Origin of the sequence: Succinispira mobilis DSM 6222 (assembly GCF_000384135.1) — a bacterium.
GTDB lineage: Bacteria > Bacillota > Negativicutes > Acidaminococcales > Succinispiraceae > Succinispira > Succinispira mobilis.
This window is the reverse complement of the sequence record NZ_KB913028.1, coordinates 363,479-377,344: the sequence shown is the minus strand read 5'-3', so window position 1 is coordinate 377,344 and position 13,866 is coordinate 363,479. Positions and strand designations below refer to the sequence as shown.

Below are 13,866 nucleotides of genomic sequence, written 5' to 3'. Positions count from 1 at the left end.
ATTACAGCCTACCTTGTAAAATAATAAATATTTTCATCATAAATCCAACGCCTACGGCAATGGAACAGGCAATAATTATCGCTTCTGCAATCCGTGAATTGCCAGCAATTAGATCACCGGAAAGAAAATCGCGCACCCCATTAGTAAAAGCTAAACCTGGCACAAAGGGCATTACTGAACCAACAATTATTTTATCAACACTACAAATGGCATAGATACTGCTAGCAATACAGGCTAAGCCGCCAATTACTAAACCAGCTAACATATTGGAAATAAAAAACGAGGAATACATCCGTTCTGAAGCTTGATAGCAATACATAGCAATCGCGCCTACCATTAACGAAGCTACAAAATCAGCCCAATTACCGCCTAACATAACCGTAAACATCGCCGAGCCAATACCTGAAGCCCAAATATGACTTTGGGCCTTATAGCCAGTTTGTTTCGCAACTCCTTGTAAATATAAGAGCGTTTCCGTAAAATCCAACTTGCAAGCAGCATAACCATAGGAAAAATCGTTAATTGCCGCTACCCGTTCTAAGTTGATGCTGCGCGTATTAATTCTGACTAAACTCATTTTGTTATCCATAGAATTATCACCAATCAAAATTAAGGTTGGTGTCACAAAGGGTTGAATATCATGATAGCCATTTACGGCACAAATGCGTTTAACAGTATCTTCTACCCGATATGTTTCTGCGCCACTTTTTAACAAGATTTCCCCCACTAAGAGAGCAACTTTAATGCTTTCTTCTTTTGTTAGTTGCGTAACCATTCCAACCTCCACCGCAAAAATTTTCTTCCAACCATTTCTGTAAAATTTGTTATAATATACTTATAATTATATGTTACGGAGGCTTGTTATGCAAATACTAAAAAATATTGATCGATTGCTCCCCACCTTAACAGCCGCAGAAAAGAATATAGCTAGCTATATTCTCAATAATAGTATCGATGTTAGCAGCTATTCACAAGCTGAACTACTTATTAAAAGTAATGCAGCCGAAACCGACCTTGTCAGCCTCTTACAAAGGTTAAACTGTCCAGATTTCCTAGCTTTTCAAAAAGAATTTCAGCCTGCATGCACTGATTTTCAATTGAATATTGATGTGCAAAGTCTTTTGACTGATTGTTGGGATATGCAACTTAACAATATTAACACCACCTATACCAATTTAACGACCGATCTAATTACCCAAGCTTTGAAAACTATTCATAAAGCTAATCGTATTTACATTATTGGCATGCGCAGTTCTTTTTCTTTGGCTTATGCGCTCCACCATGGTCTTAATCAATTATTAGGCAATTGTGAACTAGTAACTAACTCCCAAGGAGCTTTACTGGATCGAGTTTTGCACATTAGCGACCAGGATTTGTTAATTGCTATTTGTTTACCCCGCTATTCAAACTACACCGTCGAACTTTTTAAAACCCTTAAAGAAGAGCGGCAAGTGCAAACTATTGCCATTACCGATTCGGTTCATTCGCCCTTAATAAAGCATGCAGACATTCTCTTGCCTTGCTATTATAATAGCTTATCTTTTCATAATTCGCTTACAGGAGCTATCTTTCTCTTAGATTTTTTGATTACGGCTGTGGCCGCCAGCATGCCTGAAAAAACTAAATTACGGCTCTCTGAAGCAGAAAGTCTCTTGAAAAAAGTGAAAACCCATATTCATTAGACTAAAACTACTCGAACTTACGTTTGTCTAATAGGACGCTTTTTGCTATAATTATGGGATAAGTGGTTTTGCTAATTAAGCGTTTCATAAAGGATGTGGGCTAAGTTTGAAATGGATATCACACAAAGTTGCTACCGCTGCAATTTTATATAGTTTTACTGGTAATATTATTGTTGCTGGCACGGGCGTATTAGGCAGTACTTTTCCTGATTGGATTGAAGGTAAGCCGCCTGCACAAGGCACACCGGCCTATGCTAAGTGGCGCCGTAAACATCGTCAAGGCTCCCATTGGTTGCCACCATATTTTATTGTTTGTCTCAGTTGTTTTGCTTATACTGCTCAATTTGGTTTTTTAACTCTAGCTCCTAGTAGTATCCCGTTATTTCTCTATCAACCCAGTTGGGCTACAATCTCCGTCTTACTTGCACATCTCTTGGGCTGTTATAGTCTCGGTTGTGTACTGCATATTCTCCAAGATGCACTCTGTGGCAAAGTGCCTTTGATTTTTCCCAAGTATAAAATTGGAATTCGCCTCTTTAAAGTCGGCTCAATGTTAGAGTATTTATTAATTTTCCCGAGCAGTGTGTTTTTAATTATTTGGCGTTTAGCTGCCGATTTGCAAATTTTGCACTATTTAAAAGCTCCCAATTTACCGAAGTTTTTTTTATAAAAAGCTTTGACTTATCTTTAGCTATTCCTTAAGTTTAGTAAACTTTCAAAAAAATTAACAGTCTATAGTAGCAAGTGAATTTTGCTACTATAGACTGCTTTTAGTTTAAGAACCTTATTTACTTATGCCCAAACCACTAATGATATTTACTTAATCAAGCTCACTATTCATGTTATATATTCTATATATTCAAGTATATCTACCTTATATTATTTAATAAAACACAACGATTTATCAGCGATTTTTATTTCAACTGGCAAATTACCTAAAATATCACCATCTACTTGTACAGGAAAATCAGGCAAACAACTAGTTATACGCAAATTTTTGGCTTTGTAAACTTGTACAGCACTATCAGTTAATAACGAGCCGGTAACCAACAATAACACATACTTCATTAAGTCCTTCGCCACAACGCTACTAATCGTGCAGACATAGAAAAAATCATCGGATAAGCGGGCTTCGGGAATAACATTATAAGTGCCTGCATAATATTTACCATGTAAAACCAGTACGCTGGCAGCTTGTTCTGCTAGTTCTTCGCCATCAATAGTTAATTTAAACTGTTTTTGCCATTCTTTTTTTAAGAGTGAGCTAGCATGTAACATATAGGCCGCTCGACCAAATTGTTGTTTTTCGGCTGGTTTAACCTGCGATACAATATAAGAATCAAAGCCTATCCCCGCAACGGAAAGAAATAATTGTTCATTGGCATACATTGGAAAAACTACTTTCTCTTCGCCACGCATTAGTCGCTTAATCCAGGCATTGATATCGACTGGCATATCTAATTCATGTGCAACTAAATTCACTGTCCCCGCCGGAAAAATAGCCATCTTAGGTTGGTAAGAACTCTTACAAACCATATCTGTCACTTCGCGCAAGGTGCCATCGCCACCAGCTACAATCAATAAATCTACTTGCATATCACAAGCTACTTTGGTTTGTAGGCGCGCTTCGGCAAAAGTATCCACGCCTACAAAATGAACTTCTGATTTACTATATGCTTGCCGTAAGCCTTTAACCAACTTACGCACTCGTTCTAGACTATCGCTAAAAACACTTTTACCTGAAGACATATTAAAGATCACAAAAATTTGTTCAAAAGAACTTCCCGCTTTACTCAGCATTTGATTCTGCATTTTTTACTTCCCTACCTAATTTTTACAATTATTATCTCTAAGTTTTATAATTCCCGATAAATTTTCTCTAATTTATCCATACTAATCTCTATGATCTGCTCCTTTTTTTAAACGAACCAAAGTCAAAGTTATTACTAATGTAATCAAATACATTTCTGAACTTATCCCATACGTATAATCAAACATGCTATGTCCTAGAAATCCAATTAAAGCCACCGTTGCAATTTTACTCCAAAGAAAATTTCGTTTTTGCCAAAAGGTATAAAAAATGCTCCCGAGAAAACTTATTAAGGCTGTCATCCCAACGATCCCTGCTTCGGCCAAAGTTTGCATATATAGATTATGTAAATGAGCCATATCCTGCTTATTTAGCTTATCTCTTAGTACTACCTTATAGTCGCCCTGTTCCACCTTATATTCATAATTAGGTACATTACCATAGCCTACCCCAACCAAAGGTCGTTGCAAAAAGGTTTTCCAGCCCAATTCCCACATCTGCAATCTGGTAACAACCGACATCCGATTTTCCATATTGTTGGCAGTACGGCTTTTTATTATACCTAGTTGACTAATTCCTAATAATAACGCCGCTAAAATAATTAGCACTATTAGCCAAGTTCTTAGCCGCGGCCGCCAAAACAAAATAAAATAACTTATTATCGCTACAGCTGTAGCTAACCACGCACCTCTTGTACCGTTCAACAGTAACGTAGCCATATTAGCTAACACTACCACTAGATAAATATTGCCTAAGCGATATTGATGTTTTTGCCAGCTTTCCATTGTTAGAGCTACAAAAATAGGTATTATAATACTACACATTCCAGCTACATTCATAATTCCTAAAATTCCAGCCCCACGGGGCGCACCATTATGAATTATCGCCTTGTGCATAAATACTTGCCCGGCCACAAAAACAAAGCATAAAACACTTCCTAAAGCCAAAGCCTTAAAAAAATTTTCCGCAACAAAATTTTCTTCTAAAAACGGTCGATAAATAAAGATCGGCAAATATCGTGTACATATCCACGCAAACCAAATAATGCTAATATTAATATTTTGCGAAAAAAATACTACAATAATCATCATTATGAACATTGCTATAAAAAACCGATCCACAAAAGGATATATTTCCAGCTTTATTTGACGCCAATTTTTCAGATAATAAATTATTGAAGTTACTGCTAACAATCCTAAAACAATATTGCTACCAGTTCTGTAAAAAGTCAATATAAATGTTAAGGCAATAATAAGTTTTACACCTATATCATGCAATCCAACAGTTTTCATTAATAACACAACTACTTTCTTTTTATAAATTTATGTTAATACTCTAAATCACTTACTATAGCTAAATATTTTCGCTTAGTTATCTTTATCTTGGCAATGATCTTTTCCTTGCCTTTTAATTCTATTTCATTTGTGGAATTATTTTTCTGTCTTTTATATACCACAAGAAAGTATCTACCTAATCGTAATTTTAATCTTTTTTCATATCCATTAAGCCATGACCCACTTAGTTTGTGAACTGCATAAGTATTTTCACCTTCATCTATGCAAAAATAAAAATAAGGGAAGATAATCTCACCTTTCCTAATTTCTTTCTTCTCATGTATATTATAGGGGGCATAAAGGGAATGGGTTTTTTCAAAATATTTTTTCACATGATGTACATTTGTCGTTAAGTCATAACCTTTTGCTGTTATGAAAGTTCTACCATCATATTCAATCATTAAATCTTTAATGATTGAATTACCTTTCTCTGCAGCTAGAAATGCCGTCATTACTGGATTACTTTTATTCCCAAGTTTTTCATAGCAAGTACAAAAATCAAGTTTTAAAAATTCATCTAGATTTCTTTTTATTTCTAAATCTGTATCAAAATAAAATCCACCAAACTTGTTCAAGGCATATAGACGCACATAGTCTGAAACAAACGCCCATTTTTCAGCCTTAAAAGCCTCTTGCATATATCTATTATCGATATCTTTTACTTTTTCATTATTCCACTCAATAATTTGGTAATCTGGTAAATATTTCTTCCATGAGGCAATACAAGATTCGACTAATTCATCTTTTACTGCATTTCCTACCCATACATAATGTATTATCTTTGGTATCATAATTTTCTCCTAGATAAACAACTTATTTTTTAACTAAAAATTATTTCTTCTATCAATTTGTAAACATCATCTACATCAACTCTATCTTTTATATAAATATTATTTCCTGTTTTGTTTATTGCATCCTCATTCTCTTTAGAACAAATAACATAACTGTTTTTACTAATTGGTCGCCACTTAGCGGGATTACTCCCTAAAAAAATAGTAATTATCGGAATATCAGTTGTTGCCGCAATATGACCTGTACCTGTATCAACACTTACTAATAAATCAAAAACTGCAAATAAACTTGTAAGATCTTGCAAACTTGTCTTACCCGCTATATTTTTCGGATTAGAAAAGCACAATTCTTTTATTTCTTCAATATAGTAATAGTCTAAGTTTGCACCTAATATTACACATTCAAATCCGTTAGCTGCACACCTATCCAATAATTTCGCAAATTTTATTTTACTCCAGTTTTTAGAATAATGTGTTCCTCTAACGCAAAATATTATTTTTTTCTTAGTACTTTTGAAAGTTTTTTCCCATTTGTCAATATTTATTTTTGTTGGTTGCGGTAAACTATTGGGTTCTAAAGAATAATCCTTTTCTAATAACCCAACTGTAAATCTCCGAAATATTTCTGATTGATGTATTGTATTCTCATCATAATTAGTTCTTAAAAATCTCGTGCTAAATTTTAAAACTATATTTTTGTCTTGTCTTTCATAAACATATCCAGCCCAGCGTTCTTTAATCCCTGCTAAAAAGCCTAAAATAAGTGGTCTTGGTTTATAATCATATGATATCATAAGATCAAAATTATAATTTTTTAATTCCTGCGAAAATCTAAACATTTCTATTGCAGAAGTTTTCTTCGAATTATAGTTTAAAACTAAAACACCTTCTAGCAACTCATGTTGATAGAAAAGTGGCTCTATATGTGGCAAAACCAATAAATATATTTTAGCTTCTGGAAATCTTTTTTTTAGTATTTGTATACTTCCTGTTGTAAATATCGCATCGCCAATATGCTTTACTTGTGAAACAAGTATATTCTTATACATATTTACTCCTTATAGCAACTTTTCCTTTTTTCTTGCAAATAACCAAGTTTTATATATTTATTCATGGTATAATTAGCATAATTTGCCGAAAGCATATACCCTATTTTCCCATCTAAAAAGCCCTTTTTTAAAATATACATCTTGAAAAAAGCAAATAATGGTCTTAATATTATGTCTAGAATAAAATTCATAGTTTTCCCATTCTTAAAGTTTTTTTCTGCTGCTAATGAGGAATATTGATTCATTTTATTAATATATTGTTCCCAATTATTATAAGTGTAGTGAATCATATTTGACTTCATCTTTCTGTCGGTAAATTTATGCACAATTTTCGGATGTACAAACCCTTCAACATAAGATCCTTCTTTAGGCATTAAACGGCAAACATAATCTGGACTCAATGGTCCATAATTAACCAATTTATAATTAAAATGATTTATTCTTTTTATCCAATACCCATAATTTTTATCTGCTTTAACTGTTTCTTTAATCTCTTGTGCTAATTCAGGAGTAACTCGCTCATCTGCATCTATAAAAAAAATCCATTTTTTTGATGCCTTTTCTATAGCATAAGTTTGTTGAGCCCCCCAATCACCACTCATAGAACGTTGATAAACTTTTGCGCCCATCTCTTCAGCTATTTTCTTTGTATTATCAACACTAAAGTCATCAATAACAATTATTTCTTCTGCAAAACTCACACTTTCAATACATTCTTTGATATTTTTCTCTTCATTTTTAGCCAAAATTAGTACACTTAAATCCATAATTCATTCTCCTAAATATTATATTTAAATGTCGAGTAACAAATTTTTCTTCTTTTTAACCCTAGCTATATAACTTATAATTTTATTGTTGGTCAATACTTTATCTATATTATCTATTATTAAGCTTGCTAAACTATAACTAAACTTCATAAATATTATTTTCCTTTTTTTCCCGTATATTTCCTCAAAAAATTTTTTTTCTTTTTCACTATTAACAAGCACAATCCTAATTGTATGTTCTCTATCTTCATTTTCTAATATTATTTTCCTTTTAAATAAACAATTTGAATCACTAATGTTCTCAATAAAAATCAAATTCACATTTTTATTTAAATCTTTCTTAATGTCTTTATTTAAATTTATTATTTCTTCAAATATTTTTTCATCTTTTCCTGAAAAGAATATTTCAGTTTCAATATTTTCAATCCCAGATAATGATAGACTTTTTATTGCCTCTTCAGCCGACTTTATCTTTAACGTATCAAATCTATTTGGTTTTTTTTTCAAGTTAGTAAAAAACAATAATGCTCTCGATAAACTGTTTTTCGCCATATTTATTATTAGGTTTGTTTCACGCCGATAAAAAGTTTTTCTGATTTCCATAAATTCTTTTATTCCTAACTTATTTTTAAAAATCAAAAGTTCATCTAAATTCAAGTCACTAGAAAACAAACTTTTGTATTGCTCAAACGTAGCTAGAGTTATGTGAGCTTCTAAAAATTTTTCTCTCAGTAAACAACTTATTTTTTTTGCTTGAATTATTTCCTCTGCTTTATCACTAAAGAGCATTAGCGTTATTCTATAATTCACTCTTATCTTCACTCCTTAGCATCTCTTGCGCGGCCTGTAAAACCTGAGCTACGGTCAGATTGCGCATACAATCCATTTTTTCACATTTATGTCGCATTCCGCCCGCACAGTCTAAGCAAGGCGGTTCTGCCCTTACGATTAGCGCCCGTTCCGTATACGGACCATAGAGTTTCGGGCTAGACGGACCATACATCGCTACAATCGGTACATTTTGGCTAATAGCTACATGCATCGGCCCACTATCATTAGTGATAATCAAACTACATCGCTGCATTGCCGCGGCTAGCTCTTGTAAAGAAAACTTACCCGTCGCAATTAGTGGTTGAGTGTGCATATAACTTACTGCATCTTGAACTAATTCAGCATCCATTGTCCCACCAAAAAACACTACTCGATACCCTTGCGCATTTAAGCTATCGGCTACCTGCGCAAAACGTTCCCCCGCCCAGCGCTTAGTTAGTACTGCACTGCCAATATTTAAGCCAATCAATTTTTCCTGCACCTTTAAACCTGCTTGTTGGTAAAATTGCGCACTTACTGCCAAAGCCGCTTCACTTACAGGCATTTGCAAACCTTGATTAGTTAAATCTTGGGTAATTCCTAACTGCTGCAATACTTGCAAATACATATCAGCAGCGTGCAGTTGGCGTTTAAGCTTAATCACCTGATTATAAAATGGTCGAAACAGAAAATGACAAGCGCCCACTTTACATTTTGCCTTAATGTTGGCTGTCAAAAAAGAGGTGCGCTCGTTAGGGTGTAGATTAATTACTAAATCATAGTTTTCTTGGCTTAATCTTTGTGCGTAACGATATAAAGCCATTACACCTTTATCTTGACCTTTTTTATCAATTTCTAACACACGACTTACATGTTTATTCTCTTGAACTACTCCCGCTAATTTTTTATCCACCAAATAATCAATTTGCGCCTCTGGATAAGCACGTCGCAATACTTCCAAAAAAGGTGTGGTTAGGAGTAAATCTCCTAAGTGCATCAAAAAAGTTACTAAGATTTTTTGAGGTTGTCTAGGCAACATACGGTTTCACTCCAAACTAATATTTTTAAGCTTGAGAAAATCTTCACAAGCTTGGAACACTTCTTCTGGTAAAATATTGCTCATACAAACTAAAGGTGTACATTCCCGTTTGCGGCAAGGTGAGCATAAAATCTTACTAGTTAATACCCGACTTTTTATTCCATACGGACCTGTCCGTTCCGCCTTGGTTGGTCCATACATTGCCACGACTGGTAATCCAGTAGCAACAGCAATATGTAGTGGGCCCGTGTCGCCACTGACATATAAGCTAGCTTGTTGAAATAAGGCCATTAACTCCCGTAAATTAGTCGCGCCCGTAAAATCCACCAAATTAACATTGTTCACGCGTGTAGTAATAAAGTCCGCCTTAGGTTGGTCTGCTTTAGCGCCTACTAACACTACTTGATAACCTTTACGCAGCAATTTTTTTATCAAAACTACATAGTGTTCTAACGGCCATTCTTTCGACGGCCAACTTGTACCTGGGGCAACTACAATAAAATTACCCGGCTGAACTGCATTGGCTTGCAGCAAGGCCGTAATTTTTAAATGCTCCGGTTGGAGGTTGGGTAAAACAAATTCTGGATGTTCAACTTCTGAACCAAAATAACGCACCACATCTAAATAGCGTTGGATTACATGCCCATAAGCGTATTCACCCTTAATAGCTTTGCTAACTAACCAACTACCCTCCCGCAATTCCCAATAGCCATAGCGATTCTTACAACCTGTCATTAGCGCCAAAATACTGCTTTTTAACAGCCCTTGTAAATCCAACACTAGATCGAATTGCCGCGACTTTAAATCCTTGCGCACAGTTTTAAAATAGGCATAGCGTTCTGATAGCGAGCCCCGCGTAAAGCGCTGTTGTTCAATTATAATTACCTCATCTAAAACTGGGTTCCCTATGATAATATCAGCAAAGGGCCGATTTACCAGCCAGCTGATTTTTGCTTGCGGATATAAACGGCGCAAAGCTACCGCACTAGGCAAAGCATGAATAACATCGCCTAGTGAGCTAGTTTTTATTATTAAAATGTTTTTATATCCCATTACCTAAATCAGCTTCCTTCGCCAGCACATTTTTCACAAATTCTAGGAGACTACCTTGTTGATATAGGTAGCCGCGAATTCCTGCCGCTTGAGCAGCTTGTAAATCACTTTCTTTGTCGCCAATTAAGAAACTTTGCTCCTTAAGCACCTCATGTTCTTGCATGGCCTTTAAAATCATTCCCGGCCCTGGTTTGCGACAGTCACACTCTTGTGCATATTCTGCCCGACTGGCATCAGGCAAATGTGGACAATAATAAAAGGCATCTATCCGAGTTTGTTGGAGCGCTAATTGAGCCTGCATATAGTTATGCAACTTGCTCACATCAGCCTCATTATAATAGCCACGCGCTACACCACTTTGATTCGTAACAACTATAATGCGATAATCCTGTGCTTGCAACAGTTTAATTGCCGCCACAGCATCCGTTTGCCACTGGAATTCTTCAATCTTATAGAGATAGTTGCGTTCTACATTTAAAACTCCATCGCGGTCAAAAAAGACCGTTTTCCTCATGCGTAATACCCCTCAGTCTGATCTAAAATCTGACAATATTCCGCTACCCCAGTCGCGACATCACTAAAGCCACCTGTATAACCTGCGGCTAACAGTTTACTAGCATCTGCCTGCGTAAAGCTTTGATATTTGCCCTTTAAGACTTCTGGAAAAGGAATATATTCAATTTTTCCGCGCCCTAAATGCTTAATTACGGCTTGGGCTACATCATTAAAGCTTTGAGCTTTACCTGTTCCACAATTATAGATCCCACTAATTTGGGGATTATCCAAAAAGAACAAGTTAACTTTAGCCACATCTTTCACATAAATAAAATCACGGCGTTGTTCTCCATTAGCATAGCCATCTACGCCTTCAAAAAGTTTTAAAGTATCGCCAGCTTTCAGTTGGTTATAAAATTGATATGCAACTGAGGCCATCCGCCCTTTATGGTTTTCTTGTGGTCCGTAAACATTAAAATATTTTAGTCCGACGATTTGACGGTTATTTACCCCTTGTAATTGTTGCACATAGCGATCAAAAAACAATTTGGAAAAAGCATACACATTCAAGGCGTGTTCGCATTCTGGCTTTTCTACAAACCCATTTACACCATTACCATAGGTAGAAGCAGAAGACGCATAAATAAATTGGACTTTTTTATTTAAAGCAAAATGCAATAATTGCTTGCTATATTCAAAGTTATTTTGCAACATATATTTGCCATTGTATTCCATTGTATCAGAACAAGCGCCTTGATGAAAAATAGCGCGGATATTAGCACTATTAAACTTGCCCGCTTGAACTTTTTCAAGAAATTCCACTTTATCGATATAGTCGGCGGCTTTTAAGCCTACTAAATTTTTAAATTTAGCCGCATTTGTCAAGTTATCAACGATTAAAATTTGGCTCTCGCCTCTTTGGTTCAATTCATAAACTAAATTACTGCCAATAAAGCCTGCTCCACCAGTTACAATAATCATTTATAGTTTACCCTCTTTCGCTAATTTACTTATTTTTTCTACCAAATTACTCGTAGAGTAACCCTCGGTAAAATCTAACAAGGCCACTTCTTGCACATATTCGCGACCTAATACTTGTTCTAGCTGATAATCGCCACCTTTTACCAATACATCTGGTCTAAGCACGCTCAATAATTGTTCTGGCGTTTGTTCAGTAAACAACACTACCATATCCACACAAGCTAGGCTAGCTAGCAAACCAGCACGAGCTTCTTCATCCACTAAAGGACGTGTTGCCCCTTTTAAGGCCCGAACAGAGCTATCTGCATTTAAGCCTACAACTAATTTATCGCCCAAATTACGGGCTTGTGCCAAATAGTTGGCATGACCAATGTGGAGAATATCAAAACAACCGTTTGTAAAAATCACCTTTTTACCTTGTTGTTGCCAATTTTTAATCAATAATTGCGCTTGTTCCCAACTAGCAATTTTAGCGCAAATGGGATTGTTATTGGCCAATTGCAAGCTTTCGAGCAATTCGGCCCGCATAATTGGTTGCGTCCCAACTTTACCAACTACTACACCTGCCGCTAAATTAGCTACTTGTAGACAGTCTTCTAAGACTAATTTGCCTGCAACTGCACTCATAAAAGTTGCGGCCATAGTATCGCCCGCACCTGAAACATCAAAAACCTCACGCGCTGTAGCCTGATCACTTAAGACAAGCCCCCGCCCTACATAAGTTAACCCTTTTTCTGAGCGAGTTACCACAATATTGCGCACAGCGTAGGTAGACATCGCTTCTTGGGCTGCTTGAATTATCGCTTCGTCCTCATTTATTAAATCAAGTCCAATACATTCGCCCATTTCTTTAACATTAGGAGTTATATAATCAGCTTGAGCATATTTATGCCAATCACTGCCTTTAGGATCTACTAACACTGGTACTTTTTGATAATGAGCTTGTTTTATAATATATTGACATAGTTCTGGGGTACAAACCCCCTTAGCATAGTCAGAAATAATCACAGCATCCAAACCTTGTGCTAGCAACTTGTCGAGCCAAGCTTGGAGTTCTACCTGTTCTTGATTGCTCAAAATCCCTGCTTGTTCAAAGTCCAGACGTAACATTTGCTGACTTCCACCAATAACTCGCAATTTAGTAATTGTCGGTCGCTCTTGACTGACAATTAAGCCTGTAGTATCAATATTTTGTGCCTGCATCAAAGTTAACAGCTGTTCTTTGTTGCTATCCGCCCCAACTAATCCAGCCGCAAAAACTTGTACGCCTAGTTGTGCCAAATTATTGGCTACATTGCCTGCGCCACCCAAAGTCATACTCTCGCGATGCACGCGGTTAACTGGCACTGGAGCTTCCGGTGAAATTCGTTTTACTTCGCCAAAATAATAGCGATCGAGCATCAAATCCCCAATTACTGCAATTTTAAGCTTAGTTATTGCATTATTAAAAAACTCATTAACTCGTTCTTTATTTTTCATGATTTATTAAAACTCCATCTAACAATTCACAGAGAATATGCCCCATAAGAATATGCATCTCTTGCGTACGCGCAGTTACCTTGCTATCTACGGCCAAACAAACATCGCATAATTCGCGCATCTTTCCACCGCCTTGGCCAGTAAAACCAATTGTCGCAATGCCTTTAGCTTTAGCAACCTCGATCGCCCGTACCACATTCGGACTATTGCCCGACGTAGAAATCCCAATTAAAACATCGCCATTATTGCCTAAGGCTTGCACTTGGCGCGCAAAAACATTGGCAAAATCATAATCATTAGCAACTGCTGTCAAAATCGAGGTATCTGTGGTTAAAGCAATTGCCGGTAAGCCCTCACGTTCTAACAAATAACGCCCCACAAATTCTGCCGCTAAATGTTGCGCATCTGCGGCACTACCACCGTTACCACAAAATAAAACTTTTTTACCGGTTTTTAAGGCCCACGCCAAAACACTCGCGGCAACTTCTATTTTTTCCCCCTGCTGTTGATAGAGGGCTTGTGCTACATTAATATGTTCTGCTATTCGTTGTTGTATTATTTCTTGCATATTTACAC

General features: G+C 36.1%; 15 protein-coding genes. 2 read left to right on the top strand and 13 right to left on the bottom strand.

What is annotated here, in order from left to right; genetic code table 11:
* Nucleotide 1 precedes the first annotated feature (1 nt).
* Nucleotides 2–775: a threonine/serine exporter family protein gene (locus tag SUCMO_RS0101810; RefSeq protein ID WP_019878706.1), complete on the bottom strand. Its 774-nt coding sequence runs from the start codon at nt 773–775 to the stop codon at nt 2–4.
* An 88-nt stretch (nt 776–863) separates the two neighbouring features.
* Between SUCMO_RS0101810 and SUCMO_RS0101805 the strand changes: the two genes are divergently transcribed.
* Both SUCMO_RS0101805 and SUCMO_RS0101800 read left to right on the top strand, forming a co-directional pair.
* Complete coding sequence (locus SUCMO_RS0101805; RefSeq protein WP_019878705.1) at nt 864–1,682, top strand: MurR/RpiR family transcriptional regulator; 819 nt, start codon at nt 864–866, stop codon at nt 1,680–1,682.
* A 106-nt stretch (nt 1,683–1,788) separates the two neighbouring features.
* Nucleotides 1,789–2,352 carry a metal-dependent hydrolase gene (locus SUCMO_RS0101800; protein ID WP_019878704.1) on the top strand — a complete coding sequence of 188 codons (564 nt, stop codon included), beginning with the start codon at nt 1,789–1,791 and terminating at the stop codon, nt 2,350–2,352.
* 209 nt (nt 2,353–2,561) lie between these two features.
* Here SUCMO_RS0101800 and SUCMO_RS0101795 read toward each other — a convergent pair whose 3' ends face one another.
* The 12 genes from SUCMO_RS0101795 to gmhA all read right to left on the bottom strand — a co-directional run bounded on the left by SUCMO_RS0101795 (nt 2,562) and on the right by gmhA (nt 13,858).
* A complete protein-coding gene (locus SUCMO_RS0101795) occupies nt 2,562–3,494 on the bottom strand; it encodes a diacylglycerol/lipid kinase family protein (protein WP_019878703.1) in 933 nt (310 codons plus the stop codon).
* An 81-nt stretch (nt 3,495–3,575) separates the two neighbouring features.
* Nucleotides 3,576–4,784 carry an O-antigen ligase family protein gene (locus SUCMO_RS0101790; protein ID WP_019878702.1) on the bottom strand — a complete coding sequence of 403 codons (1,209 nt, stop codon included), beginning with the start codon at nt 4,782–4,784 and terminating at the stop codon, nt 3,576–3,578.
* 35 nt (nt 4,785–4,819) lie between these two features.
* Entirely contained in the window at nt 4,820–5,617 is a 798-nt protein-coding gene (locus SUCMO_RS11120; protein WP_019878701.1) for a glycosyltransferase family 32 protein, read from the bottom strand.
* Between the two features lie 29 nt (nt 5,618–5,646).
* Nucleotides 5,647–6,666, bottom strand: a complete 1,020-nt coding sequence (locus tag SUCMO_RS10875) for a glycosyltransferase family 9 protein (protein ID WP_019878700.1) — start codon at nt 6,664–6,666, stop codon at nt 5,647–5,649.
* 2 nt (nt 6,667–6,668) lie between these two features.
* The gene (locus tag SUCMO_RS0101775; protein WP_019878699.1) at nt 6,669–7,433 is read right to left on the bottom strand and encodes a glycosyltransferase family 2 protein; all 765 of its coding nucleotides are present in this window, start codon (nt 7,431–7,433) and stop codon (nt 6,669–6,671) included.
* A 24-nt stretch (nt 7,434–7,457) separates the two neighbouring features.
* Complete coding sequence (locus SUCMO_RS0101770; protein ID WP_019878698.1) at nt 7,458–8,243, bottom strand: glycosyltransferase family protein; 786 nt, start codon at nt 8,241–8,243, stop codon at nt 7,458–7,460.
* Complete coding sequence (waaF, locus tag SUCMO_RS0101765; RefSeq protein WP_019878696.1) at nt 8,233–9,282, bottom strand: lipopolysaccharide heptosyltransferase II; 1,050 nt, start codon at nt 9,280–9,282, stop codon at nt 8,233–8,235. The genes SUCMO_RS0101770 and waaF (SUCMO_RS0101765) overlap by 11 nt, the downstream gene beginning before the upstream one ends.
* Before the next feature lie 6 nt (nt 9,283–9,288).
* The gene (waaF, locus tag SUCMO_RS0101760; RefSeq protein ID WP_019878694.1) at nt 9,289–10,335 is read right to left on the bottom strand and encodes a lipopolysaccharide heptosyltransferase II; all 1,047 of its coding nucleotides are present in this window, start codon (nt 10,333–10,335) and stop codon (nt 9,289–9,291) included.
* Entirely contained in the window at nt 10,325–10,849 is a 525-nt protein-coding gene (locus tag SUCMO_RS0101755) for a D-glycero-alpha-D-manno-heptose-1,7-bisphosphate 7-phosphatase (protein WP_019878693.1), read from the bottom strand. Before SUCMO_RS0101755 ends, waaF (SUCMO_RS0101760) begins: the two co-directional genes overlap by 11 nt.
* Nucleotides 10,846–11,811, bottom strand: coding sequence for an ADP-glyceromanno-heptose 6-epimerase (gene rfaD, locus SUCMO_RS0101750; protein ID WP_019878692.1), 966 nt, complete (start codon nt 11,809–11,811; stop codon nt 10,846–10,848). Before rfaD ends, SUCMO_RS0101755 begins: the two co-directional genes overlap by 4 nt.
* Nucleotides 11,812–13,290 (bottom strand): D-glycero-beta-D-manno-heptose-7-phosphate kinase, encoded by a 1,479-nt coding sequence (gene rfaE1 / locus SUCMO_RS0101745; protein WP_019878691.1) that lies wholly within the window; start codon nt 13,288–13,290, stop codon nt 11,812–11,814.
* The gene (gmhA, locus tag SUCMO_RS0101740) at nt 13,280–13,858 is read right to left on the bottom strand and encodes a D-sedoheptulose 7-phosphate isomerase (protein WP_019878690.1); all 579 of its coding nucleotides are present in this window, start codon (nt 13,856–13,858) and stop codon (nt 13,280–13,282) included. Before gmhA ends, rfaE1 begins: the two co-directional genes overlap by 11 nt.
* Nucleotides 13,859–13,866 lie beyond the last annotated feature (8 nt).